19 protein-coding genes are annotated in these 22,352 nt (G+C 56.8%); 15 read left to right on the plus strand and 4 right to left on the minus strand.

What is annotated here, in order from left to right:
- Positions 1 to 41: 41 nt before the first annotated feature.
- Complete coding sequence (locus MPQ_RS03720; protein ID WP_041362011.1) at positions 42 to 1,211, minus strand: PepSY domain-containing protein; 1,170 nt, start codon at positions 1,209 to 1,211, stop codon at positions 42 to 44.
- A gap of 170 nt (positions 1,212 to 1,381) precedes the next feature.
- Between MPQ_RS03720 and MPQ_RS03725 the strand changes: the two genes are divergently transcribed.
- Both MPQ_RS03725 and MPQ_RS03730 read left to right on the plus strand, forming a co-directional pair.
- Positions 1,382 to 3,487 carry a TonB-dependent siderophore receptor gene (locus MPQ_RS03725; RefSeq protein WP_013441559.1) on the plus strand — a complete coding sequence of 702 codons (2,106 nt, stop codon included), beginning with the start codon at positions 1,382 to 1,384 and terminating at the stop codon, positions 3,485 to 3,487.
- 171 nt (positions 3,488 to 3,658) lie between these two features.
- A complete protein-coding gene (locus tag MPQ_RS03730) occupies positions 3,659 to 5,113 on the plus strand; it encodes a helicase-related protein (RefSeq protein ID WP_049821924.1) in 1,455 nt (484 codons plus the stop codon).
- A 110-nt stretch (positions 5,114 to 5,223) separates the two neighbouring features.
- On the opposite strand, the gene MPQ_RS03735 is transcribed toward MPQ_RS03730, so the two are convergent.
- Positions 5,224 to 7,674 (minus strand): GspE/PulE family protein, encoded by a 2,451-nt coding sequence (locus MPQ_RS03735; protein ID WP_049821866.1) that lies wholly within the window; start codon positions 7,672 to 7,674, stop codon positions 5,224 to 5,226.
- 315 nt (positions 7,675 to 7,989) lie between these two features.
- Between MPQ_RS03735 and MPQ_RS03740 the strand changes: the two genes are divergently transcribed.
- The gene (locus MPQ_RS03740; protein ID WP_013441562.1) at positions 7,990 to 9,342 is read left to right on the plus strand and encodes an ATP-binding protein; all 1,353 of its coding nucleotides are present in this window, start codon (positions 7,990 to 7,992) and stop codon (positions 9,340 to 9,342) included.
- Positions 9,335 to 9,979, plus strand: coding sequence for a response regulator transcription factor (locus MPQ_RS03745; protein WP_013441563.1), 645 nt, complete (start codon positions 9,335 to 9,337; stop codon positions 9,977 to 9,979). The genes MPQ_RS03740 and MPQ_RS03745 overlap by 8 nt, the downstream gene beginning before the upstream one ends.
- A gap of 175 nt (positions 9,980 to 10,154) precedes the next feature.
- Here the strand turns inward: MPQ_RS03745 and MPQ_RS03750 are convergent, their stop codons facing one another.
- Together MPQ_RS03750 and MPQ_RS03755 are read right to left on the minus strand one after the other, a co-directional pair.
- Entirely contained in the window at positions 10,155 to 10,790 is a 636-nt protein-coding gene (locus MPQ_RS03750; protein WP_013441564.1) for a response regulator transcription factor, read from the minus strand.
- Positions 10,790 to 12,130 carry an ATP-binding protein gene (locus MPQ_RS03755; protein ID WP_013441565.1) on the minus strand — a complete coding sequence of 447 codons (1,341 nt, stop codon included), beginning with the start codon at positions 12,128 to 12,130 and terminating at the stop codon, positions 10,790 to 10,792. Before MPQ_RS03755 ends, MPQ_RS03750 begins: the two co-directional genes overlap by 1 nt.
- Positions 12,131 to 12,381: 251 nt before the next feature.
- Between MPQ_RS03755 and MPQ_RS03760 the strand changes: the two genes are divergently transcribed.
- The 11 genes from MPQ_RS03760 to MPQ_RS03810 all read left to right on the plus strand — a co-directional run bounded on the left by MPQ_RS03760 (position 12,382) and on the right by MPQ_RS03810 (position 22,162).
- A complete protein-coding gene (locus MPQ_RS03760) occupies positions 12,382 to 14,178 on the plus strand; it encodes a methanol/ethanol family PQQ-dependent dehydrogenase (protein WP_013441566.1) in 1,797 nt (598 codons plus the stop codon).
- 122 nt (positions 14,179 to 14,300) lie between these two features.
- Positions 14,301 to 15,167: a methanol oxidation system protein MoxJ gene (gene moxJ / locus MPQ_RS03765; RefSeq protein ID WP_013441567.1), complete on the plus strand. Its 867-nt coding sequence runs from the start codon at positions 14,301 to 14,303 to the stop codon at positions 15,165 to 15,167.
- 58 nt (positions 15,168 to 15,225) lie between these two features.
- Positions 15,226 to 15,699: a cytochrome c(L), periplasmic gene (gene moxG, locus MPQ_RS03770; RefSeq protein ID WP_013441568.1), complete on the plus strand. Its 474-nt coding sequence runs from the start codon at positions 15,226 to 15,228 to the stop codon at positions 15,697 to 15,699.
- Between the two features lie 82 nt (positions 15,700 to 15,781).
- The gene (locus tag MPQ_RS03775) at positions 15,782 to 16,066 is read left to right on the plus strand and encodes a methanol dehydrogenase [cytochrome c] subunit (RefSeq protein WP_013441569.1); all 285 of its coding nucleotides are present in this window, start codon (positions 15,782 to 15,784) and stop codon (positions 16,064 to 16,066) included.
- Between the two features lie 123 nt (positions 16,067 to 16,189).
- Positions 16,190 to 17,212, plus strand: a complete 1,023-nt coding sequence (locus MPQ_RS03780; protein ID WP_013441570.1) for a MoxR family ATPase — start codon at positions 16,190 to 16,192, stop codon at positions 17,210 to 17,212.
- The gene (locus MPQ_RS03785) at positions 17,209 to 18,153 is read left to right on the plus strand and encodes a DUF58 domain-containing protein (protein WP_013441571.1); all 945 of its coding nucleotides are present in this window, start codon (positions 17,209 to 17,211) and stop codon (positions 18,151 to 18,153) included. Before MPQ_RS03780 ends, MPQ_RS03785 begins: the two co-directional genes overlap by 4 nt.
- Positions 18,150 to 19,088, plus strand: a complete 939-nt coding sequence (locus tag MPQ_RS03790) for a hypothetical protein (RefSeq protein ID WP_013441572.1) — start codon at positions 18,150 to 18,152, stop codon at positions 19,086 to 19,088. Before MPQ_RS03785 ends, MPQ_RS03790 begins: the two co-directional genes overlap by 4 nt.
- The gene (locus tag MPQ_RS03795) at positions 19,085 to 20,086 is read left to right on the plus strand and encodes a VWA domain-containing protein (protein WP_013441573.1); all 1,002 of its coding nucleotides are present in this window, start codon (positions 19,085 to 19,087) and stop codon (positions 20,084 to 20,086) included. Before MPQ_RS03790 ends, MPQ_RS03795 begins: the two co-directional genes overlap by 4 nt.
- Positions 20,074 to 20,661: a hypothetical protein gene (locus MPQ_RS03800; RefSeq protein WP_013441574.1), complete on the plus strand. Its 588-nt coding sequence runs from the start codon at positions 20,074 to 20,076 to the stop codon at positions 20,659 to 20,661. The genes MPQ_RS03795 and MPQ_RS03800 overlap by 13 nt, the downstream gene beginning before the upstream one ends.
- Positions 20,658 to 21,635 carry a VWA domain-containing protein gene (locus MPQ_RS03805; protein WP_013441575.1) on the plus strand — a complete coding sequence of 326 codons (978 nt, stop codon included), beginning with the start codon at positions 20,658 to 20,660 and terminating at the stop codon, positions 21,633 to 21,635. The genes MPQ_RS03800 and MPQ_RS03805 overlap by 4 nt, the downstream gene beginning before the upstream one ends.
- Complete coding sequence (locus MPQ_RS03810; protein WP_013441576.1) at positions 21,632 to 22,162, plus strand: SRPBCC family protein; 531 nt, start codon at positions 21,632 to 21,634, stop codon at positions 22,160 to 22,162. The genes MPQ_RS03805 and MPQ_RS03810 overlap by 4 nt, the downstream gene beginning before the upstream one ends.
- Positions 22,163 to 22,352: the final 190 nt, after the last annotated feature.

A 22,352-nucleotide genomic window follows, 5' to 3' on the forward strand; every position in this document is an offset into this window, starting at 1 on the left:
GTTAATGGCCAATGGCTGATTCCAAGCCATTGGCCATCGGACTATTTTTGGCCCTGGCGCTTTTTGAGCCAGATAAAGACACCGGTCCAAGCCAGCAATACGGTCAGCAAGCCGGTGACTAAAATGAGTATGCGCCCGGGCAAGCCAAATATCTGCCCGGTATGTAGCGGATATTGCAGAATACTCAAGCGATCTCCCGTTTTGCCTCGTGCGTAGCCGTATTGGGCTTTCAGTTCGCCTGTGTTTGCATCAAAAAACACTTGCTCACGCTTGAAGGTCAGCCAGGCATTGGGTTGACGTTCATCAAAGGTCAACCGGTAGACATTCTGCTTGGCCAAGTATGAAATATTGGCAACCCGGTAATCATCCGCACTGGCGGGCCGCAAGGCTAAGCCACGCTGATAAGCAGCATCCCAATCCAGTGAAATCTCCCCATCTTTCACTTTGGGCAAGCTATCACCAGGAAGAGGGCTGAAGGGCATTATCATGCCCATCACCGGTCTGAACACTTCCCGGTTGAGATTGAGGTAAAAACTGCTGAATGCGACGACAGCCAGCACGGGCCACAGCCACAAGCCACTGGCACGATGCAGGTCAAAATTTACGCGAGTTGCATTTGCCTGATACTTTATTTTCCAGGCGGGCGCCCATTTTTTCATGAACTGTACGGGCGCTGGCAGTAGACCATGTCGTGGCAAAGCCAAATAAAATCCAACAAAACAATCCAGTAGCCAAAGTATGGCAACGCCACCCAATAGCCATTTTCCAATTTTTCCTGGCAGATGAAGTGTGTCATGCAATTTGAACAGGAATGGCATCAAGCCCTGACGACTGATATCCACCTTGCCCCATTCGCAGGCGCCCAGAATTTGATTGGTATAAGGGTTAACAAATACCTGCATGGGAAGAGGGGCGTCGTCGCCAGTCTGTTTACTATCCATACGCACAATCAATGCGCGATCGGCGCTGTGCTGAAACTCAATGCGTGCTATCTGATGGTCGGGATAGGCCTGACTGACCTTGCGTGCAAGTTGTGCCAGCGGCACTGGTGAGCCTGCCGTGGGCGTCACCAGCATCCAGTCCGGATTCAGCCATTCATCAAGCTCGTGATAAAACGCCAGCGATGCTCCGGTCAGTCCCGCAACCGTTAAAAACAACACTAGGATTAACCCTGCATAACGATGCAGGCGGACAAACAATTTTCTGGACATGAGGGCGAGAGCCTGTTCTTTGGTGTCGCGATTGGAAATAGCAAGGATGCCTGCCGTAGACCTGGATGAATGAGGCGGACGGGTAGCGTGTATTATCTCAAATTGTAAATGATATCAATTATCATTTGAGATGTATAATGCGGGACGCAAATATACACGCAGGAGCTGTTATGAAATTAAAGTGGGGCGTTGTTTGCGCCTTGATGATGCCGTATTGGTCTGTCTATGCTGAGGTGGCGGAGGATGCCGCTGAATTGCCGGAAGTCGCTGTCAGCGCCCGTCAGGAGGAGTCGGCCACTGGGCCAGTGAAAGGCTACAAAGCCAGCCGTTCGCAAACGGCCACCAAAACCAATGCCGCGTTATCAGAAACCCCCCAGTCCGTGACGGTGATTGGCAGTGAGCAGATCCGCGATCAGGGCGCACAGTCGCTGGCAGAGGCTTTGCGCTTTACCGCTGGGGTCGATGCCGGGCAGCGCGGACGGCGTGGGTTGGATGATATTTCCATCCGCGGTTTTGTGCAGAGTGCTTATGTGCTGCGTGATGGCATGCGCATGGATAACGACATGTGGATACAGAACGAGCCGTTTGCCTTTGAACGTATCGAGGTGCTGAAAGGCCCGGCATCCGTACTCTATGGCCAGATTTCTCCCGGTGGGCTGGTTAATCTGGTGACGAAACGGCCAACTGACAAGCCAATTGCCGAAATCGGCATCGGCCTGGGCAATTACAATCAGAAGCAACTGACCGCCGACTTTTCGGATGCATTGAATGAGGACGGCACGGTGCGTTATCGCCTGGTGGGCATTTCATCCGCGAGCGACGACCAGGTAGATTTTGTCGATCGCCAGCGTACCTATATTGCGCCGTCATTAACCTGGGATATCAGCGACAAGACCAGCCTGACCTTGCTGGCAAGCTATCAGAAGAGTGACTTTGTGCCGATTCGTGGCCTGCCTGCGCGTGGTACCGTGCTAGCCAATCCCAATGGCCCAATTTCATACAGCCGGTTTGTCGGCGTGCCCGGTGTGGATAAATACAGCACCGAGCAGACGCAAGTCGGGTATCTGTTTGAGCACGCGTTTTCCCCATCCATCAAATTCAAGCAGAGCATGCGCGTGAATGATTATGACCTGGAAGGTGCGTTTACCAGTCCGACATCATTGTCTGCCAACGGCCTTAACTACGCTCGCCGGATTGAGTATCGCGATGTGCATGGCCAGATGCTGACCATGGACAATCAGCTCAACATGCAGTTTGACACGGCGGCCTTGCGCCATGATGTGCTGGTGGGGTTTGATTACCTGCATTTTGACAGCAAGCGCACGGATAAACGCGCCAGCGTCACCGCGCTTAATCTCTATAACCCGAATTACAGCCCGACTATAGGTGTTGCCGTTACAACGCCAGCGACCACCGGCACAGACAAGCTCGAACAAAAAGGGTTATATCTGCAGGATCACATCAAGTTTGGCGATGGCTGGAATCTGGTGCTGGGCTTGCGTCGCGATGAATCCGATCTATTGGAAAAACGCCTGAGCGGCAGCAGAACTCGCACCAATCCGGGGGCAACTACCGGGCGTGCCGGCTTGCTGTATGCCTTTGGCAATGGCTGGTCACCTTATATCAGCTATAGCGAATCTTTCGTACCCGTTACCGGCAGCGGGGCAGACGGTTCCGCCTTCAAGCCGGAAACCGGTCAGCAGCGTGAAATCGGCCTCAAGTATGAAACACCGAACAAGGCATTTGGCACCACCGTGGCGCTGTATGACCTGACGCGCCAGAACGTGACGACGACGGATCCCAATAACACCGCATTCAACATCCAGACCGGCGAGCAGCAGCATCGCGGTGTGGAAATCGAGGCTACCGGGCAACTGACCTCGCGGCTCAATGTGGTGGGCAGCTACAGCTATATTGATGCCGAAATCACCAAGAGCACCACAGGCACGCTGCACAAACGTCCGATTCTGGTGGCGAAAAACATGGCCAATCTCTGGGCCAATTACGACATGGGGCGCTGGCTGCAAGGCCTGGGCGTAGGCATAGGCGCGCGTTATATCGGCAAGCAGGCGGGGGATGATCTTAATACCTTCTACACGCCGCATTACACCGTGTACGATGCCGCCTTGTTCTACCGCACGGGGCCATGGCGCTTTGCCCTGAATGCGCGCAATCTGGCTGACAAGGAGTACATTGCCTCCTGCTCCAGCGTGAGCGCCTGTTACACGGGTGATCCGCGCATGATCATGTTGAATGCCACTTACGCCTTCAAATAACACCGCCCTTTTAGCTGAAAAACCGCGGAGCCTGGCCATTCGGTCAGGCTCCGTTTCCATATGGGGCGGCATCTGCTACATTGAGGGCAGTGTTTACTACCTCATCGAGATACCTCCTTGTCGGCCTCTGCCTTGCACGATTACCCCGCATCGTTTCCTGTAGCACGCGGCATGCGGCGCCATTTCCATTTTTATCTTGGCCCTACCAATTCCGGCAAAACCTATGAAGCGCTGCAAGTGCTGCAGCAAGCGGCATCCGGCGTCTATCTGGCGCCTTTGCGGCTGTTGGCAATGGAGGTGCGTGATCGGCTGATGGAAGCGGGTGTGCCCTGTAATCTGGTCACCGGGGAAGAGCGGCACTGGGTGCCGGGTGCCCGGCATACGGCCTGCACGGTTGAGATGATGCGGCCGGATCAGGTGGTGGATGTGGCTGTCATCGACGAAATCCAGATGCTGCAAGATGAGGCGCGTGGCTATGCCTGGACCGCCGCACTGGTTGGCGTCCCCGCGCAGCAGGTGTTTGTGTGCGGTTCGGATGCCGTCACGCCCATCTGCCTGGCCTTGCTGGAATCGCTGGATGAGCCGTGGCAACTGACGCGGCTTGAGCGCAAAACGCCATTAATCCTGGAAGAGCACGCCATTTGCGGCGAACGCTACAACCGGGCGCGGCTGAAAGGCAAGCTGCAAAAGGGCGATGCTGTCATCGCCTTCACGCGCAAGGATGTGCTGACCTTGAGTGCGCGCATACGGCAATGGGGCTTGTCGGTGGCCTCCATTTACGGGGCATTGTCGCCCGAAGTGCGGCGTACCGAGTCGCGACGCTTTGCCAGTGGCGAGGCTGATGTGCTGGTGGCGACCGATGCCATTGGCATGGGGCTGAATCTGCCAATCCGGCGCGTGGTGTTTACTACCGTACATAAATTTGATGGCGTGGCGAGCCGCCTGATCGGCCCGACCGAAACCCGGCAGATTGCGGGGCGTGCCGGACGTTACGGTATCTATCCCACCGGCTTTGTCGCCGCGGTGGAGGCCGATGAACTACTGCATCTGCAACACATGCTGACGACATCGGATAGTGCGGAGTTGCAGCAATTGCCGGTGGCCGCCAATTGGCCGGATATCGCGCGGCTTTCGCAACGGGTGCACACCGCGCGCATAGGGGAATTGCTGGAGAGCTTTTCCCGGCAAGCGCTGGAAAGTGATCTGTTTCACCTCACCAGTGCCGAGGGGCAGATTGCGCTGGGGCATCTTATCGACCAGCAGGCGCCTCATATGCCCCTGGCCGACAAGTTCCGGTTTTCATGCGCCCCGGTGTCTTTCGACAAGCGGCACGAGATGGATTATTTCATTCAATGCCTGAAAGCCCATGCCGCCCACAAGCGCAGGCGCCTGCCAGAGGATGTGGCCTGGCTCGACAGCAGCGGGCCGCAATACCTGGAGCCGGCGGAACAATTCAGTCAGGACATCAGCCTTTATGCCTGGCTGGCATTCAAGTATCCGCAGACCTTTCCTGATGGCGAGCTGGTACCCATGCTGCGGCAGCGCGTGAGCCGCTATATTGAGCGCGCGCTGCTGACGCAGGCGGGCTATGGGGATATCACGCGCGAGCTCTATGTGTATGGCTGAGACGCGCATGCCTCTGCCGCAGTGAGCGGGAAATGACTGGCACCTGCCGCGCTACTTAACACGCGGAGCGGGGCTAGCGCCCCAGCCCCAACGGCCTTACCCAATAAACGCTAGACGCACACGGCGCGCACTTGCGCGATATCGGTTTTGCCCTGGAGTACCTTGTTGATGCCATCCTGCTTCAGCGTCAGCATGCCGCTATTCAGGGCTTCTTCCAGCAGTTCACTCACCGGTGCACGTTTCTGAATCATGCGCTTGATTTCCGGCGTCACGATCATCAACTCATACAGGCCAAGACGCCCACGGTAGCCGGTGTTGTTGCACTCTTTGCAGCCTTTGGCGCGATAAAGGGTAAATTTGCCCTCACGCGCAAATTCTTCCTGAAAGCGCGCCAGTTCTTTCGTCGCGCCATGGCTGGTGCCAAGGACAAATTCGGCCGCCAGCTCTTCCAGCTCGGCATGGCTGGGTTCATAGGCTTCCTTGCATTTGTCGCACAAGGTCTTGGCAAGACGTTGGGCCATGATCGCCAGCAACGCATCGGCAAAGTTGAAGGGGTCCATGCCCAGGTCGAGCATACGCACAATACTTTCCGGCGCGCTATTGGTGTGCAGCGTGGAGAGCACCAGGTGGCCGGTCAATGAGGCTTCAATGCCGATCTTGGTGGTTTCCTGATCACGCATTTCGCCCACCATGATCACATCCGGGTCGGCCCGCAGAAAACTGCGCATGGCGGCGGCGAAGGTCCAGCCTATCTTGGCATTCACCTGCACCTGGCGCAGCCCCTGCTGGGTAATTTCCACCGGGTCTTCGGCTGTCCATATCTTGCGTTCAGGGGTGTTGATGTACCCCATCAGCGAGTGCAGCGATGTGGTTTTGCCTGAGCCGGTCGGGCCACAGACCAGAATCAGCCCATAGGGCCGCTGCATCAGCTTTTTCAGGTTTTCCAGTTTGTCCTGCGCCAGCCCGAGTTTATCCACTGGTACAGGTTTGGCCGCCGCCAGCACCCGCATCACTACATCTTCCAGCCCATTGGCGGTGGGGATGGTCGCCACGCGCAGCTCGACATTGGCCGGGCCGAATTGCTTGAAATCCAGCTTGCCATCCTGTGGCTTGCGCCGTTCGGAAATATCCAGCTGCGACATGATCTTGATCCGCGAGATCAAGGCATTGCGGAAATTGGACGGGATTTCCAGATACTGCACCAGCGTGCCATCTTTGCGGAAACGCACCTGCGTATTGCGGCGATCCGGATAGGTTTCAATATGAATATCCGATACGCCATCCTGATAAGCATCCAGAATCATTTTATTGACCAGCTGCACCAGCGTGTTATCGGACTCTGCCACGGGCTCTTCGGCAGACTCAAACTGCATGCTGTTCTCTTCGCTGAACAGCTTGGTGGCCAGGTCATCAATCTGCATGCCGGCGACATTGCTGGATTTCAGGTCGAAATCCAGCATGTCATCCTTGCTTTTGCTGAATTCAAACGCACCGCTGCGACCATAAAAGCTGTCAATCGCCGTGACGATATCTTCACGCGAGGCCATGGCAGGCAGGGTTTTCATCTGCGTGAGAAAGCGTACCTCATCAATCGCCTTCACATTCATCGGATCTTCAAACGCCACCACCAATGCGCCTTCATACATACACAGCGGTATCAGCAGATGCTTGCGGGCCACGGGCGCGCCAATCAGGCGTATGGCATTCGGGTCAAAGTTGAATTTACTCAGACTGACATACGGGATGCCCAGCTTTTTCGCCAGCGTGCCCTTGAGGGTCTGCTCATCGACGATGCCCATGTCGACCAGAATGCGACCCAACGGAATACCGCGGTTTTCCTTCTGCTTGTTCAAGGCATGCTGCAGTTGATCCTCGGTAATCAGCTCCAGCTGTCTCAGTGCCTCGCCCAGCTTGAGAATCGGGCGACTTTCCTGATGGCGAATCGCCTTTTGCAGCTCTTCACTGGTGACAATCTGATTTTCAAACAGGTAATCGCCTATGCGCTGATTGCGCAATTCATCCTGGCGTTTCAGCGCTTCTTCCACCGCATCTTTGGTCGCCAGCTTTTCCTGTATCAGGATTTCGCCTATCTTCTGACCAATCTTGTAACTCTTGATGGATGCGCGTGGGAAGTAACCGCGGATGATCTTGCTGTCAGCCGTGGTCGGGTAAATGTACAAGCCATGGTTCGTGGTGACATAGCTGTAGGTGTAACCCACCACCATTTCGCCATCGGTATATTCGATCGCATAGGTTTGTTTTTCGGAAGGGGGAAACAGCTCCTCGGCCCTGTCCTCAAGAAAAGACTGGTTGGGCACCAGTTCCATGGGTTGCAGCAGCTGTATGCTTTTGATTTTATCGACGGCCAGCGTTTCTTGCGGTTTATCCTTGGCGGTACGATAGATCAGGGTATTGGCATCGGGCATGAACTCGATGAGCTGTCCCAGTAGCTTCTTGCCATCAAACAGGTAGATCAGGCAGATTTCGTTAGCAGGGCTCTCGCCATTGGCAGCAAAGCTGAAATAAGGTGGCTTGGGCCACTCGATCACTGATTCTTTCATACTCCCCCTAGTGATACGTACGTATATATTCCGCTTATTAAAGCACGGCCCATGCCATCACATAAGGGGGCTTTTATTTTTATTTTAAATGGGTAAGGCTGGCATGCCACAGGCCTGAGAGGCGGGGCGACAATATCATCCGGTAGATGAAGGGCAGTCTGGCTTGCCCCTCCGGTCGGCGCATGATGTTCTGCAGTCAAGGCAGGTTAGTGCCTTCCTCACCATCCCGCATGTTCAGGTGAATTCGGGAAAATTTCCCGAATGATGAAAGGAGCTAAGACTATAGAATAGCCGTTTTCACGAAGACGGAGCGCCATGAGCCTCAAGTTACGCTTAAATCTGATGATCACGGCCCTGCTGGTGCTGATCATGGCGCTTGGCACCATGCTGATGGTGGCAAATGCAAGGCAGGATGTGCGTGCCGAGGTGGAGTCGACCGCCAAACTGGCCCTGTATCTGCTGGATGCAGAAGCCTTGTATTACTCCCAGCTTTCCAATCCCCAGCAGCTGCGTTCATTCCGGCTTAAAAGCCTGAGCAATCTGCGTCACTTGCGCATTGAATTCTATGATCACAACGGCACGCTGGTGGACAGCAACAGCCTGCCTGCCGATGCGGAAAACGAAGCGCCACCTCCACGCTGGTTTGTCAGTGCAATGGGCATGGTGTCGAGCGAGTGGATACAGTCGCGCCGCATGATCAAGGTCAATGGCCGGGTGATCGGTGTGCTGGTCGTCACTCCTGACCCTTCGTACGAGATTGCCGAAGTCTGGGGCGATACCCAGGATCTGCTGGTGCTGTCGGCGCTGTTTTTCCTGCTGGTGAATCTGATGGTGTACTGGGCGGTGGGCCATGCCTTGCGTCCGGTGGATACGGTACTGGCCGCGCTTAACGAACTGGAGCGTGGCAATCTCAAGGCACGCCTGCCGGATTTCAAGCTGAAAGAGCTGGCGCGCATCAGCCACAAATTCAATCTGATGGCGCACAAGCTGGAAACCAGCGTGGAGCGTAACCATCGTTTGTCGCAACAGCTGATACGTGCGCAGGAAGATGAGCGCAAGCATCTTGCACGCGATCTGCATGACGAAATCGGCCAGAGCCTGACGGCGATCAATGCCGATGCCACGGCCATCGTGAATTCCGATTCAAGCAATCCGCGTATCAAGGAGAGTGCGGCGGCGATTGTGCAGGTGGCACGCCATGTGGTGACTATTGTGCGCGACATGCTGGAGCACCTGCGGCCAGATACCCTGGATAAGCTCGGCCTGCACATTGCCCTCACGGATCTGGTGAGCAACTGGCGTCAGCGGCATCCCGAGGCGACCATCACCATCAATATTGAGGAAGACCTGGAAGATCTGGGCGAGTTTATCCCGATCACCATCTACCGCCTGGTGCAGGAGGCGCTGACCAATATCAGCCGTCATGCCAAGGCGGGGTCGGTCAGCCTGGCAGTGCAACGCATGGGCAACCACCTGCATCTGGTGATACGCGATAACGGCTGTGGGTTTGAAATGGAAAAAGCGCCTTCCGGCTTTGGCTTGGCTGGTATGCGCGAGCGGGTGGAAGGGTTGGGCGGCAAGCTTGATGTGCAGAGCGCGCCAGGGGAGGGGACGACCATCATGGTCAGTATCCCGGTGATAAATCAACAGGAGTTGTCAGGTGAGTGAAGAAATTATCCGGGTCTTGCTGGTCGATGACCACACAGTGGTGCGTTCTGGCTTGTGCCGCTTGCTGGAGCAACACTCCGGCATCAAGGTGGTGGCCGAGGCCGAGAGCGGTGAGCAGGCTTACCAGGTGTTTGGCGAATACCTGCCCGATGTGACGGTGATGGATCTTTCCATGCCGGGTATGGGCGGGCTCGAAGCCATGCGCCGGATATTGGCGCGGTACCGTACAGCGCGCGTGCTGATTTTCTCCATGCATGAAAATGCCGCGTTTGCCATGCAGACCCTGAAGAGCGGTGCACGCGGCTATGTAGCCAAAACCGGCTCGTTTGATGAGCTGGTAAAAGCCGTGGTGGAAGTTGCGCGAGGCAAGAGCTATATCAGCACCAGCATTGCCCAGAAGATCGCCCTGCAAACCGTCATCGGCGATGGCGACCTTATCAGCCAGCTGTCGCCGCGTGAATTCGAGGTGTTCCGTTTGTTTGCCGAGGGCAAGAATGCCGAAGAGATTGCCGAGGTATTGAAGATCAGCCAGAAAACGGTGGCGAATTACCACACGCTGGTGAAGCAGAAGCTGGGCTTGTCCAACCCGGTGGAGATGGTGCGTTTTGCCATCAAGCATGGCTTGATCGATAGCTGAGGCCAGTTCATGGCTGGTCTGGCGAACCATATAAGCCAGAGCAAAAAAAAGACCGGCAAGGGTATGCCGGTCCATCAACTATGGTGTTGTCAGTGGAGAGAGACAACTGACTCCAGTGTAAAAGCAGAGCCCCGCTTGCCGTGAGAGACGGCTTCATGATTTCAGCGGGAAATGTTCACGTTTTGATGATGTTGAGCTTGATGGCGAGCAGCATCAGTTGCGCGGCGTTTTCCACATTCAGTTTTTGCCGCAGGCGCGTCTGCACATTGGCGATGGTCTTGTAATCCAGACACAGAGCCGCGGCAATATCCTCAATCGAGCGGCCCTGGGCCAGCAGGTTGAATACCTCGAATTCGCGTGAGCTCAGGCTGTTGAGTATGTCGCCGCCATTGATGTTGTGCATGGCGATTTCCTGCGCGATATCGTGGCTGACGTATTTGCGGTTATTGGCAATGGCAAATACGGCCTCTACCAGCACATCCGGCGCAGACGACTTGGTGACATAGCCACTGGCGCCCGCCTGCAATGCGCGGGTGGGGAATATGGCATCGTCATGCATGCTGAACACCAGCACCTTGGCATTGCGGTCGCGCGAGACAATGCGCTTCAGCGCTTCCAGGCCGCCCATGCCGCGCATGGAAAGGTCCATCACCACCACTTCCGGCTGGTGCTCCGAGTAAACCCGGTAGGCATCCTCGCCACTATCAACTTCGGCGATCACCTTGATTCCGGATTTTTCCAGCAGGTGGCGATAGCCCTGCCTTACCACGGCATGGTCGTCCACCAGCATCACTCTTACTGCACCTTGCATTACACCATCTCCTTTATCGGGGTTGTGGGGATGACCGCACGAATCCGGGTGCCCGTGCCAGCAGCGCTGGACACCTCGAATTTACCGTCAACCGCCTTGATTCTTTCACGCATGCCGGCAAGCCCCAGGCCTTTGTGCGGCTGGGCCTGCGAGATGCCGCAACCATCGTCGGTAATATCCACGATCAGCTTGTCGCCCTGCATGAACAGGTGCACATCAATCAGGCTGGCCTGGGCGTGGCGTGCGGCATTGGTAATTGCCTCCTGAATCACGCGATAGATATTGATGGTCAGCTTGTCATCCAGATGGTCAAGCGCATCGTCTATCGCCAGCTGATAGCGCGTGCCATTGGCCGGATATTTCCAGGTGTCGATCAAGTGCTGCAAGGCTGCGCCCAGCCCAAGCTCGTCCAGCGCGGCAGGGCGCAGGCGATGAATAAGCTGGCGCGCCGAGCGGTAGATATGATCGGAGTGCGAAATAATGTGCAGCGCCACTTCACTGATGCTGGGTGGCAGATCCGGCATATTGACCAGGCTAGTGGCGTTGGCCTTGATCGCATTCAGGTATTGCCCCATGTCGTCGTGCAGGTCGCGGGCAATATGGCGGCGCTCTTCTTCCTGCAACTCCAGCGCCTGTCGCAACAGAAAGTGATTCTCCCGGAGCAGGTTGGAAATTTCCGATTCGGCGGTTTTGATCTCGGTGATATCGGCGGCAAACACATGCAGGAACTGCAAGCTGCCATCCTGGCTGAAATGCCCGAGGATGCGAGCCATGGCATAAGTGCGTTTACCGTAGACGCCTATTACACACAGCTGCTCCACATCCACTTTTTGATGTTCTTTGACCACTTCCATCAGGTGCGACCACGACGGGCCGTGCTGCAAGTAGTCGGCCAGGTTATTCCCCACGGCCAGCTCTGGCGTCTGTATTTCCAGGAAGCAGGCCATGGCCGGGTTGCACATCTGGATCACGCCTTGCGTCGTGACCACGGCATTCCCCGCCAGGTTTTCATTGAACAGTGTCTGGAATTGCAGGCGCTCTGCCAGCAGTGCCTGTTCGGTCTGGTTGCGGCTGCGCACCTCGCGCTTGATCTCCTGCCAGCGGCGCCAGGCAAACCAGCTCATGGCGAGGGTGGCGGCGGCCAGCGCATAGGGCAGCTCATCAATGTCGTATTCGTCTTGGCTGGTCAATGTCCAGTCGATGAAGATTTCCGACAGCTCAAAGTAGCCTGCCAGCAGGTAAGTCAGGATGAAGCTGCAAGGGACAATCGCAAACTCGAGCAGGACATTCTTTCTATCCAGCTGCTTGCCTAAGGTAATGGGGGCGAACGGGATGCGCATAAATGCTCAGTATGCGCTCTGTCACATTGGCACCCTAGCGACTCGCTCCCGAATGTGACCGGGAGCTCATCCTTACATTGTTACAAAATGTAATTAAGTATTACAAATTGTGAATATGTGAATTTTTCCCTGCGCAAAAGTGAATGGCGCACCTCGTGCCGCAAAGGCAGGTTTGAGATAGTTCGTCGTCGCTCTACGACAGTGGTAGCGAGGGAGTAGGACTATATCAACATACGAGGAGGATTCCGAAGATGAAGGCAAGAATAACAGCTACTGGCTTTGCAGTTGCTGGATTGGCATTGTCAGCCATGCTGCCATCAGTAGCTGCGGCAGCTGATAGCCTGGAAGCGCTGGGTGCCAATCCCAATAACTGGACAATGCAAACTGGGGATTATACGGGGCAACATTACAGCCGCCTTTCACAAATCACGACAGGTAACGTCAAGAACCTGAAAGCTGCCTGGTCGTTCTCCACCGGCCTGCTGCACGGTCATGAAGGTGCACCGCTGGTGATTGGCGACATGATGTACATCAACACGCCATTTCCAAACAATACATTTGCCCTCAACCTGGCTGAGCCAGAAAAGATTGTCTGGCAGCACAAGCCCAAGCAGGATGCCTCCGTCAAGGCGGTTGCCTGCTGTGACATCGTGAACCGTGGCCTTGCCTACGATGATGGTCGCATCTTCAAGACCCAGCTGGATGGTCACCTGGTTGCCCTGGATGCCAAGACCGGCAAGGAACTGTGGAAGATGGAAAACTGCGATCCTGCAGTAGGTTCCACCATTACCCAGGCGCCTTTCGCTGTTAAGGGCAAGGTGCTGGTTGGTTGTTCCGGTGCTGAGCTGGGCGTGCGCGGTTACGTGACTGCCTATGATCAGAAAACCGGTGAGCTGGTATGGCGTTCGTTCGCGACCGGTCCTGACAATGAGCTCAACCTGGCCAAAGACTTCAACAAGGACAATCCTCACTACGGTCAAATGGGCCTCGGCACCAAGACCTGGGAAGGCGAAGCCTGGAAAATCGGCGGCGGCACCAACTGGGGCTGGTATGCCTATGATCCCAAGCTGAACCTGTTCTACTACGGTTCCGGCAACCCTGCTCCATGGAATGAAACCATGCGTCCAGGCGACAACAAGTGGACCATGACCATCTGGGCACGTGATGTGGATACTGGCGCCGCCAAGTGGGGCTACCAGAAGACTCCTCATGACGAGTGGGACTTCGCTGGTGTTAACCAGATGATCCTGACCGATCAGCCAGTTGGCGGCAAGTCGCAGCCTCTGCTGACTCACGTTGACCGTAACGGCATCATGTACACACTGAACCGTCAAACCGGTTCTATCGTACAAGCTGCCAAGGTTGATCCTGCAGTGAATGTATTCAAGAAGGTGGACCTGAAGACCGGCCTGCCATTGCGCGATCCTGAATTCAGCACCCGCATGGACCACAAGGGTACCAACATCTGCCCATCTGCCATGGGTTTCCACAACCAGGGTCTGGATGCTTACGATCCTGACAGCCGCACGTTCTACTTCGGTCTGAACCACATTTGTATGGATTGGGAGCCGTTCATGCTGCCATACCGTGCAGGTCAGTTCTTCGTTGGTGCAACGCTGGCTATGTACCCAGGCCCTAACGGCCCAACCAAGAAGGAAATGGGTCAAGTTCGCGCCATGGACGGTGTAACTGGCGAAGTGAAGTGGACCAAGTGGGAGAAATTCTCCGTTTGGGGCGGCACTCTGGCTACCAAGGGCGGCCTGGTGTTCTACAACACTCTCGACGGCAACATCAAGGCTCTCGACAAGACCAACGGCAAGGAAATCTGGAAATTCAAGATGCCTTCCGGTGCGATTGGTGCGCCTATGAGCTACGCCTACAAGGGTAAGCAATACATCGCTACCAACTACGGTGTAGGCGGTTGGCCTGGTGTAGGTCTGGTATTTGACCTGACTGACCCAAGTGCTGGTCTGGGCGCTGTAGGTGCCTTCAAGGAACTCCAAAGCTACACCCAAATGGGCGGTGGTGTGATGGTGTTCGGTCTGTAATACAGGCCTTGTGATTAGGCCGCCGGTGCCCGGCACGATGACAGGGTGCCGGCGGTTTTTATCAGATAGCGTTTTTACTGTGCAGTTTTAAAGATCATCACGGTGTGTTTTAAGGGAAAGCAATGAAACTGATCAAGTGGAGTGTGATGTTCGCCATCTGGGCGAGCGCGTTCGGCGGGCAGACTGCCATGGCGCAAGACAATGCGCAAATCAAGACCAAAGCCGACAGTCCATTACGAATTTGTGCGGGTGAGGATGAACTGCCTTACTCGAATACCCGGGAAGAAGGGTTTGAAAACCGGATCGCCGATGTGCTGGCCAGTGAGCTGGGCCGCAAGGTGGAAAACGTCTGGTGGAAAGATGCGCGCTATGTGGTGCGTGACCTGCTGGATAAGGATAAATGCGATGTGATTATTGGTGCCGATGAAAACGACCCACGTGTCGCCACGACGCCTGCTTATTACCGTTCCGGCTACATCTTTGTTTACAAGAAAGACAAGGGCGACCTGGGGCTGACGGACTGGAATAGTCCTTACCTGAAGAAATCATCCACCCAGATAGGCTGGATTCCGGAAACGCCACCAGAGGTGATGCTGGTGCAGATCGAGCGCTTTGTCGACATGTTCCAGTACAAGGCCGAGATCTCCAATTACAAGTCGCCGCGCAACCATTACATCAAGTATGACCCATCGCGTGTGGTGAATGATGTGGTGAATGGCCGCCTGGATGTGGCGGTGTTGTGGGCGCCTGCAGCTGCCCGATATGTCAAGCAGTCCAGCGTGCCGCTGGTGGAAAAGCTGGTGGTGGATAACGCCAAGAAATCCAATGGTGAGCGTGTTCCGCATCAGTTTTCGGTAAGCGTGGGTGTGCGTAAGAACGATACCGAGCTGCTGAAGCAGATTGAGCAGGCGCTGGTGAAGCGCAAGGGCGATATTGATGCCATTTTGAAGGCAGAAGGTATCCCGTTGTTGCCAACAACCAAGCCTTGAAGCGACGCTTTACTGAGCGGTAGCCACGATTTTTCAATAAGCAATAAAGGGTAATGCAATGCGTAAACGTAACAAACTGGTTCTGGTCGCGGCACTTCTGGCGGCCACCGTATCTGTCTTCGCGGATGACCTGATCTTCCGCGGCACCATCTCCGGTGAAATGCTCGATTTCAAGGGCCTCAACGAGACGGAAACCGATGCGGTGAAGAAATTCAAGCAAACCGGCGTCAACCCCTACAACGGCAATGCCGAGGTGATCAAGAAGGGTGAGAGCCTGTTCTCCACCGCCTGTTCCGGCTGCCATGGCCATCTGGCCGAAGGCAAGCTGGGCCCGGCGCTGTCCGACGACTACTGGACCTACCCCAAGAATGCCACCGACAAGGGCTTGTTCGAGACCATTTTTGGTGGCGCCGAAGGCATGATGGGCCCGCAACGCGGCCGTCTGACGCAGGATGAGATGCTGCAGATCATGAGCTGGGTACGTTCCATTTATCAGGGCGATCCTGAAAAAGCCAAGTGGCTCAATAACTAAGTTGCTTTTGTATCACTCCCTTCGCGATGTGATCCTGGCCGCGCGAAGGGTTCTTTAACTGCCGGGTATGAGGAGGAATGCAATGCAAAGCAAAAATTGGCTCAAGCACGGTCTGATGGGCGTGGCGGTTTTGGTATTTTCATCCAGTGCTTTTGCTTACGATGGCACCAACTGTAAAGAACCAGGCAACTGCTGGGAACCAAAACCAGGTTTCCCGGAAAAGATTGCTGGTTCCAAATACGACCCCAAGCATGACCCCGTCGAACTCAGCAAACAGGAAAAGGCCATCAAGGCCATGAACGAGCGTAACGCCAAGCGCGTTGCCAACCTGAAAGAAACAGGTCAGTTCAAATACGACGTCAAGTAAAGCGATTGATTTAACTGGCGTAGCGGATAGTGCATGTTATGCGCTATCCGCTTTTTCCGGTGCCACCGCGGCATCCCGGACCCCCTCTGCCGCCTTGCGCGGATTAACCCGATAGTGAGTTCCATGAATACGACACCTTCTGCTCTGGCCGACTGGCGTGAACGCGCCACGGCGTTTGAACAATCCCTGAATGCGGTCGTTCTGGGGCAGACCCACCCGATCCGTTCCCTGCTTATTTCACTGTTTGCCCGTGGCCATGTACTGCTTGAAGGCGATGTGGGCGTAGGCAAGACCACGCTGCTGCGTGCGGCTGCCCGTGCGCTGGGTGGCGCTTATCAGCGCGTTGAGGGCACGGTGGACCTGATGCCTTCCGACCTGATTTACCACACATGGATAGACGATGCCGGGCAGATGCGCATTGATCCCGGCCCCTTGCTCAGTCAGGGCGACGCCTTGTCCGTGTTTTTCTTTAACGAGATCAACCGGGCGCGTCCACAAGTCCACTCACTGCTGCTGCGCGCCATGGCCGAGCGCAGCGTGACGGCATTTAACCGCGAATATTATTTCCCGCATTTCATTCTGTTTGCTGACCGCAACCGCGTGGAAAAAGAAGAAACCTTTGAGCTGCCGGGCGCCGCGCGCGACCGCTTCTTCATGGAAGTGCTGGTGAAGGCTCCGGACGACGACGAGATTCGCAAGCAACTGATGTTTGATACCCGCTTTCAGGATACCGACAAGCTTATCGAGAGTGTGCCTGCGGCCATCCTGCCGTATGACCAGCTGAACGATGTGGCCGCCAGCATTCAAAAGCATGTGCAGGCCAGCCCTGCGCTGCAGAATTATGCGCTCGCCCTGTGGCAGGCGACTGCCCAGCCACAGGATGTGGGTGTGCAGTTATCCGGCATTGACGTGGGCAGCCTGGTGCTGGCCGGAGCCAGCCCACGTGGCATGGGCATGCTGATGCGCGGTGCGCGCGTGGTAGCGTGGCTGGCCGGGCGTGATTATCTGATGCCGGAAGACATACGCGAAGTGTTCTACGACATTATTGCCCACCGCGTGTTTCTGCAGCCAGTGCACGAGCTGCACCGCGATGTGATTGCCCCAGCCTTGATGGAAGCCGTACTGGCACAAGTGGCGGCACCGTGAGCCTGTTGTCCTCTATCCCCGAGCTGATTCACTACTATGTGAAATGGCGCGCCAACGGCTTGCGGGCTGGCGCCCATGTCGGCCGCATTGCCGGTTCCGGCAGCCGCTTTCGCGGGCACGGCCCCTTGCTGGATAACCCGGATCCGCGCCGCATTGATGTGCGTGCGACTGCACGTGATCCATACCGCCGCCTGCTGGTGAAGATGTACCAGCAAAATGTATCGCTGCCAGTGTGGGTGGTGGCCGACTGGTCGGCCTCCATGGCGTTTCAGAGCGAGCAGGGGACAGGCGCCGGGATGATGCAGGATTCCGCTGAACATCCACTGAGCAGTTCCAAAGCTTCAGCGCGTGGTGACGCAAACAAAATCGAAGTGATTGCCGACCTGTGCGAGCAATTGGCCTGGTCTACCTGGCGTATGGCAGACCGGCTGGGGTTCATAGCCTGCAACGATGGCATCGTGCGCGAGCTGCAAGTCCCCGCACGCTGCAGCCGCCTGCAGGGCAGCGCCATTCGCCAGCGGCTCATGCAAGCGCCCGCTCCGCAAGGCGGCGCGCATGGTCTGGCCTCTGCCGCCGCCGAGATCGGCCGCGAGCGTTCGCTGGTTTTTCTGGTGACCGATGCCCATTACCCCTTGCCTGAATTGCAACAGGTGCTGCAAAGCCTGAGCGGCCATGATGTGGTGCCCGTGGTGCTATGGAATAGCGCCGAATACAGCGCCCTGCCGCGCTGGGGCTTTGCCCGCTTTCGCGATGCCGAAACGCGGCAGGAGCGCCTGCTGTGGTGCCGGCCTCGCCTGCAGCAAAAAATCAATGCCGCCTATGAGGCGCGCCGTGAGGCCATTGCCGAGGTCTGTGCGCAATGGGGACGCCTGCCGTTTTTTATCAGTGACCGCCTGCAAGCGCGGGCGCTGACACATTATTTTATGGAGTCGGCACGATGATGCCTTTACACCGTCCGTGGCGCCTGATTTCCGGGTGCCGCAGGGCATGGCTGGCGATGCTGGGCCAGGCCATGCTGGTTTTTTCGATGGCAAATGCGCACGCCGCTGCTGATGCGCATGTGGAAAGCCATTACCGCGAGGCCGGATACTTTATCGGCGACGTGATTGATGAAGTGGTGGATATTACCGCCACGCCAGGTGCCACGCTGGTGGAAGAAACCCTGCCGCGCAGTGGTGATGGCCAGTGGATAGAGCTGCGCGAGGTGGATGTACAGGAAAATGCCCCGCAGCATGGCCGTTTCAAGCTGCATCTGCGCTGGCAGTTGTTCAAGGCTCTGCGCGAGACGCGCACCATCCCCTTGCCTGCCTTCACCGTTAACCTGCGCCATGGCCAGACCGTGTTGCCGGTCAAAATCCACGAACGGCAGGTCATGGTGTCGCCCTTGCTGCCGGTGATTCTTGATACCAGCCAGACCAGTTTGCGCCCAGACAGCCTGCCGCCATTACGCGATACCGCGCAGCCCATGCGCTACACCTTGCTAGCACTGGCGCTGACGCTGACTGCCGCGCTCTGGCTGTTATGGCGCCATGACAAACCACCTTTCCGCTGGGCGCCCGCTGGGCCATTCACGTCGGCCTGCCGTCGTCTGCGTGGTCGCCAGGGCCGCAAACTCAGCCTGGCGCAAAGCTTTGCCGTGGCGCATCACGCGTTTAACCAGACGGCAGGGCGGACGGTGTTTGCCAGCGATGTGCCGGTGTTGCTGAAACTGCGGCCTGAGCTTGCGCGCCTGCGCCCCGAGATTGAAGCGTTTTATGCGCGCTCTGCCCGCGTGTTTTTTGCCGAGGCACCGAATGCCGCGAGCGCTGACGATGTCGCCGCGATCAAGACCTTGCTGGCCGCCTGTCGCGCACTGGAGCGAGGCCGCAAACCGTGATCAACGCCTTGGGGTTTGATACGCCAGCCGCGCTGTGGCTGCTGGTGCTGGGCTTGTTGCCCTTATGGCGCCATGGTCAATCGGTGTTGCGCCATCCAGCCATGTTGCTGATGCCGGAAGACCGCTGGTCGCGCATCTTGTCATGGGCCTTGCGGCTCATTGGCATGCTGAGTGTGGTGGCGCTGGTGCTGGGCATGGCGGGCTTGCACCTGCGCCAGTCCGAGGTGGAGCGTGTGGGGCATGGCGCCCATATCATGGTGGTGCTGGATCGCAGTGCCAGCATGAACGATGACTTTGCCGGCAAATATATCCAGTCGACCGACGCCGTGCAGAATCCCTCCAAGCTCAAAGCCGCCCGCGAAGTGCTCGCCAAATTTATCGAGAGCCGCCAGCAGGATCTGGTGGGCCTGATCACCTTCAGTACCTCCCCGGTGTTTGTGCTGCCACTGACGCATGATCAGGTCGCGCTCAAGGCAGCGCTGGATAGTGCCGAAGCCCAGGGCATGGGCTTTACCGCCGTGGCGCGGGGCCTTGGCATGGCGCTGGATTACTTCAAGGGCAAGCCGGTGACAGGCGCCCGGCTGATCCTGCTGGTATCTGACGGCGGCGCCCATATCGACAGCCAAACGCAGGACCGTATACGCAGCTGGTTTGCCAGTGAGCACGCAGCGCTTGCCTGGATTTATATCCGCGGCACCAATTCCCCCAGCATTTTTGTGCAGCCGGGGGAGGGCGATGATGCCGCCAGCGCCCCTGAGTATTTCCTGCATGAATATTTCAAAACCCTGGGCGTGCCTTATCAGGCTTATGAGGCGGAAAACCCGCGCGCGCTGGAAGCCGCATTGCGCGATGTAGGCAAGATGCACAACCTGCCTTCGCATTACTTTGAAAAACAGCCACGCCGCGATCTGGCAGGGATTTGCTATGCCGCAGCCCTGCTGTTGCTGGCGCTGCTGTATGGCGCAAAACGAATGGAGATATCGCAATGGCACGCATGATCTTGTGGCGCGAGACCCTGGCCTGGAGCCTGCTCGCCGCCGGTCTGGGGCTTACTGGCTGGCAGGGCTGGCAATGGTTGCAGGCCAGCCAGGTGAATCAGGTACTGGCTAACCCCAAGGAGCCGATAGAGAAGCACGCGCCATGGCTAAGCCAGACTCCCGAAGGGCAGCTGCTGCAAGCCTGGCAGCTGACGCGACGTGGCGATAGTACGCATGCGCTGGAAATCTATGGTCGGCTGGAGCAGCACCTGCCTCCGGCCTTGCTGGCGCGCGCCAAATACAATATGGGCAATACCTATCTGTCGACGGCGCTGGGCGCGTTGAGTGAAGAGGGCGCGCTGGCCTACAACCAGGCCGCTCCCTTGCTGGCGATGGCCAAGGATGCTTACCGTGACGCCCTGCGCCATGATCCGACGCTATGGGATGCCCGTCACAACATGGAGCTGGCGCAGCGTGCCAGCCCGGATCTGACACCCGGCATCCGCAATGAGCAATCACAGGAAGAAACCGAGCTGAAGACTACCACCGAGCGTGCCTGGCCGACGATACCCGGTTTCCCCAAGGGCATGCCGTGAAGCAAGGCTGGCGTTTGCGTATTGCCCAGGCTCCGGGTCGGGCGCTGCTGCTGGCGGCCTGTATCCTGATGTTGCCGGTGTTTCTGCATCCGGAGCTGCCCTTGCCGCGCAAGGTGTACTCGGTGGGCTTTGTTATCGATATTACCCAGAGCATGAATGTGCGCGATGGTGGTCCCGGTGGTGTGGCCCGCCTGGCATTCGCCCGACAAGCGGTGCGCGATGCCTTGCGTCATCTGCCCTGTGGCTCGCTGGTGAGCATCGGCATGTTTACCGAGCGCGACGTTTCCATGCTGTTCAAGCCCATGGAAGTCTGTGCCCATTTCAGTGTGCTGGATGAAGCCGTGGAGCGGCTGGACTGGCGCATGGCCTGGGCGGCGGATTCCTTCATCACGCATGGCCTGTATCGCGGTATTGAAGAAACCCGCAAGCTCAAGCTCGATACCCTGGTGTTTCTGACCGATGGTCAGCAGGCACCGCCCGCCAATCCGCGGTACATGCCGGTGTTTGATGGCAAACCGGGCGAAGTAGGCGGCATCATTGCCGGGGTCGGCGGGCTGCAACGGCAAGCCATCCCCAAGCTCGATGAAAACGACAACATTACCGGCTACTGGCTGCCGGAAGATGCCATGCAATTTGCCACCTTCGGCATGTCCCACGTGCAGTCTGTGCTGGAAATGGAAGGTTACCATGGACGCAATGCGCCGCATGGCGCACATCCCGAAGGCTCGTATACCGAGCATATGTCGGCCCTGGATGAAAAAGGCCTGCAGGAACTCGCCAAGATAACCGGTTTGCATTATCTGCATCTGCAGGACAAGGCCCAGCTGGCCGATGCCCTGCGTCAGAACACCTTGCACCGGCAGTGGGTTGCCAGCGATATCCGTCCCGTATTTGCCGGGCTGGCCTTGCTCCTGCTGCTGGCCTCGTATTTCCCCGCTTTTATTTCATCATTGTTCAAGAAAGGAAAACCATGAAATCATGGATTGCAGCACTGTTATTGGCATTACCCCTGGCGGCGTGGGCGCATGGCCCCACCCCGCAGAAAGCCGAGGAAACCGTAGAGATCAATGCGGCACCCGCTGCCGTCTGGGCCAAGATCAAGGATTTTGGCGCGATTGCCAGCTGGCAACCTGCCGTGGAAAAAGTGGCGGCTGAAGGCGGCAATGGCAATGGCGCCAAGCGTACGCTGACATTCAAGAGCGGCGGTGTGCTGGAAGAAGAACTGGATGATTACTCGGATGCCGAGATGCGCTATGCCTACCGCATGGGCCGTGACATGGATATCAAGGCCTTGCCGGTCAGCTCGCTGAATGGTCGTCTGGAAGTGACCGCAGGCAAGGACGGCAAGACCGTGGTGACCTGGAAGGCTCGTTTCTACCGTGCCTTTACCGGCAATGAGCCGCCAGCCGGGCAGGATGATGCCACGGCAGTGGAAGGCGTGACTGCCTATTTCCGTCAGGGTCTGGATAATCTGAAGCAGCTGGTGGAAAGCGGCAAGTAACTTTCGGGAAAAATTCCCGAGGTTTTTCGGGATGGCCAGTGTAGTGGCAACAGACGGCGACCTTTAGTATGCAACACATGCTCTAGTGCAATTGAAATGTCAGGAATGACGGTTCGCGTGTCGCACAATGTTCAGGCATACTCCATAGAAATTCAACCAGACTTGCTCTCCAGGTCTGGTTTTTTTTTGC

This window comes from Methylovorus sp. MP688 (assembly GCF_000183115.1).
GTDB lineage: Bacteria > Pseudomonadota > Gammaproteobacteria > Burkholderiales > Methylophilaceae > Methylovorus > Methylovorus glucosotrophus.

Coding starts and splice junctions, on each gene's coding strand:
- MPQ_RS03720 (WP_041362011.1), bottom strand. CDS start 1,211: ATGTCCAGAAAATTGTTTGTCCGCCTGCATCGTTATGCAGGGTTAATC.
- MPQ_RS03725 (WP_013441559.1), top strand. CDS start 1,382: ATGAAATTAAAGTGGGGCGTTGTTTGCGCCTTGATGATGCCGTATTGG.
- MPQ_RS03730 (WP_049821924.1), top strand. CDS start 3,659: ATGCGGCGCCATTTCCATTTTTATCTTGGCCCTACCAATTCCGGCAAA.
- MPQ_RS03735 (WP_049821866.1), bottom strand. CDS start 7,674: ATGAAAGAATCAGTGATCGAGTGGCCCAAGCCACCTTATTTCAGCTTT.
- MPQ_RS03740 (WP_013441562.1), top strand. CDS start 7,990: ATGAGCCTCAAGTTACGCTTAAATCTGATGATCACGGCCCTGCTGGTG.
- MPQ_RS03750 (WP_013441564.1), bottom strand. CDS start 10,790: ATGCAAGGTGCAGTAAGAGTGATGCTGGTGGACGACCATGCCGTGGTA.
- MPQ_RS03755 (WP_013441565.1), bottom strand. CDS start 12,130: ATGCGCATCCCGTTCGCCCCCATTACCTTAGGCAAGCAGCTGGATAGA.
- MPQ_RS03760 (WP_013441566.1), top strand. CDS start 12,382: ATGAAGGCAAGAATAACAGCTACTGGCTTTGCAGTTGCTGGATTGGCA.
- moxJ (WP_013441567.1), top strand. CDS start 14,301: ATGAAACTGATCAAGTGGAGTGTGATGTTCGCCATCTGGGCGAGCGCG.
- moxG (WP_013441568.1), top strand. CDS start 15,226: ATGCGTAAACGTAACAAACTGGTTCTGGTCGCGGCACTTCTGGCGGCC.
- MPQ_RS03775 (WP_013441569.1), top strand. CDS start 15,782: ATGCAAAGCAAAAATTGGCTCAAGCACGGTCTGATGGGCGTGGCGGTT.
- MPQ_RS03780 (WP_013441570.1), top strand. CDS start 16,190: ATGAATACGACACCTTCTGCTCTGGCCGACTGGCGTGAACGCGCCACG.
- MPQ_RS03790 (WP_013441572.1), top strand. CDS start 18,150: ATGATGCCTTTACACCGTCCGTGGCGCCTGATTTCCGGGTGCCGCAGG.
- MPQ_RS03800 (WP_013441574.1), top strand. CDS start 20,074: ATGGCACGCATGATCTTGTGGCGCGAGACCCTGGCCTGGAGCCTGCTC.
- MPQ_RS03810 (WP_013441576.1), top strand. CDS start 21,632: ATGAAATCATGGATTGCAGCACTGTTATTGGCATTACCCCTGGCGGCG.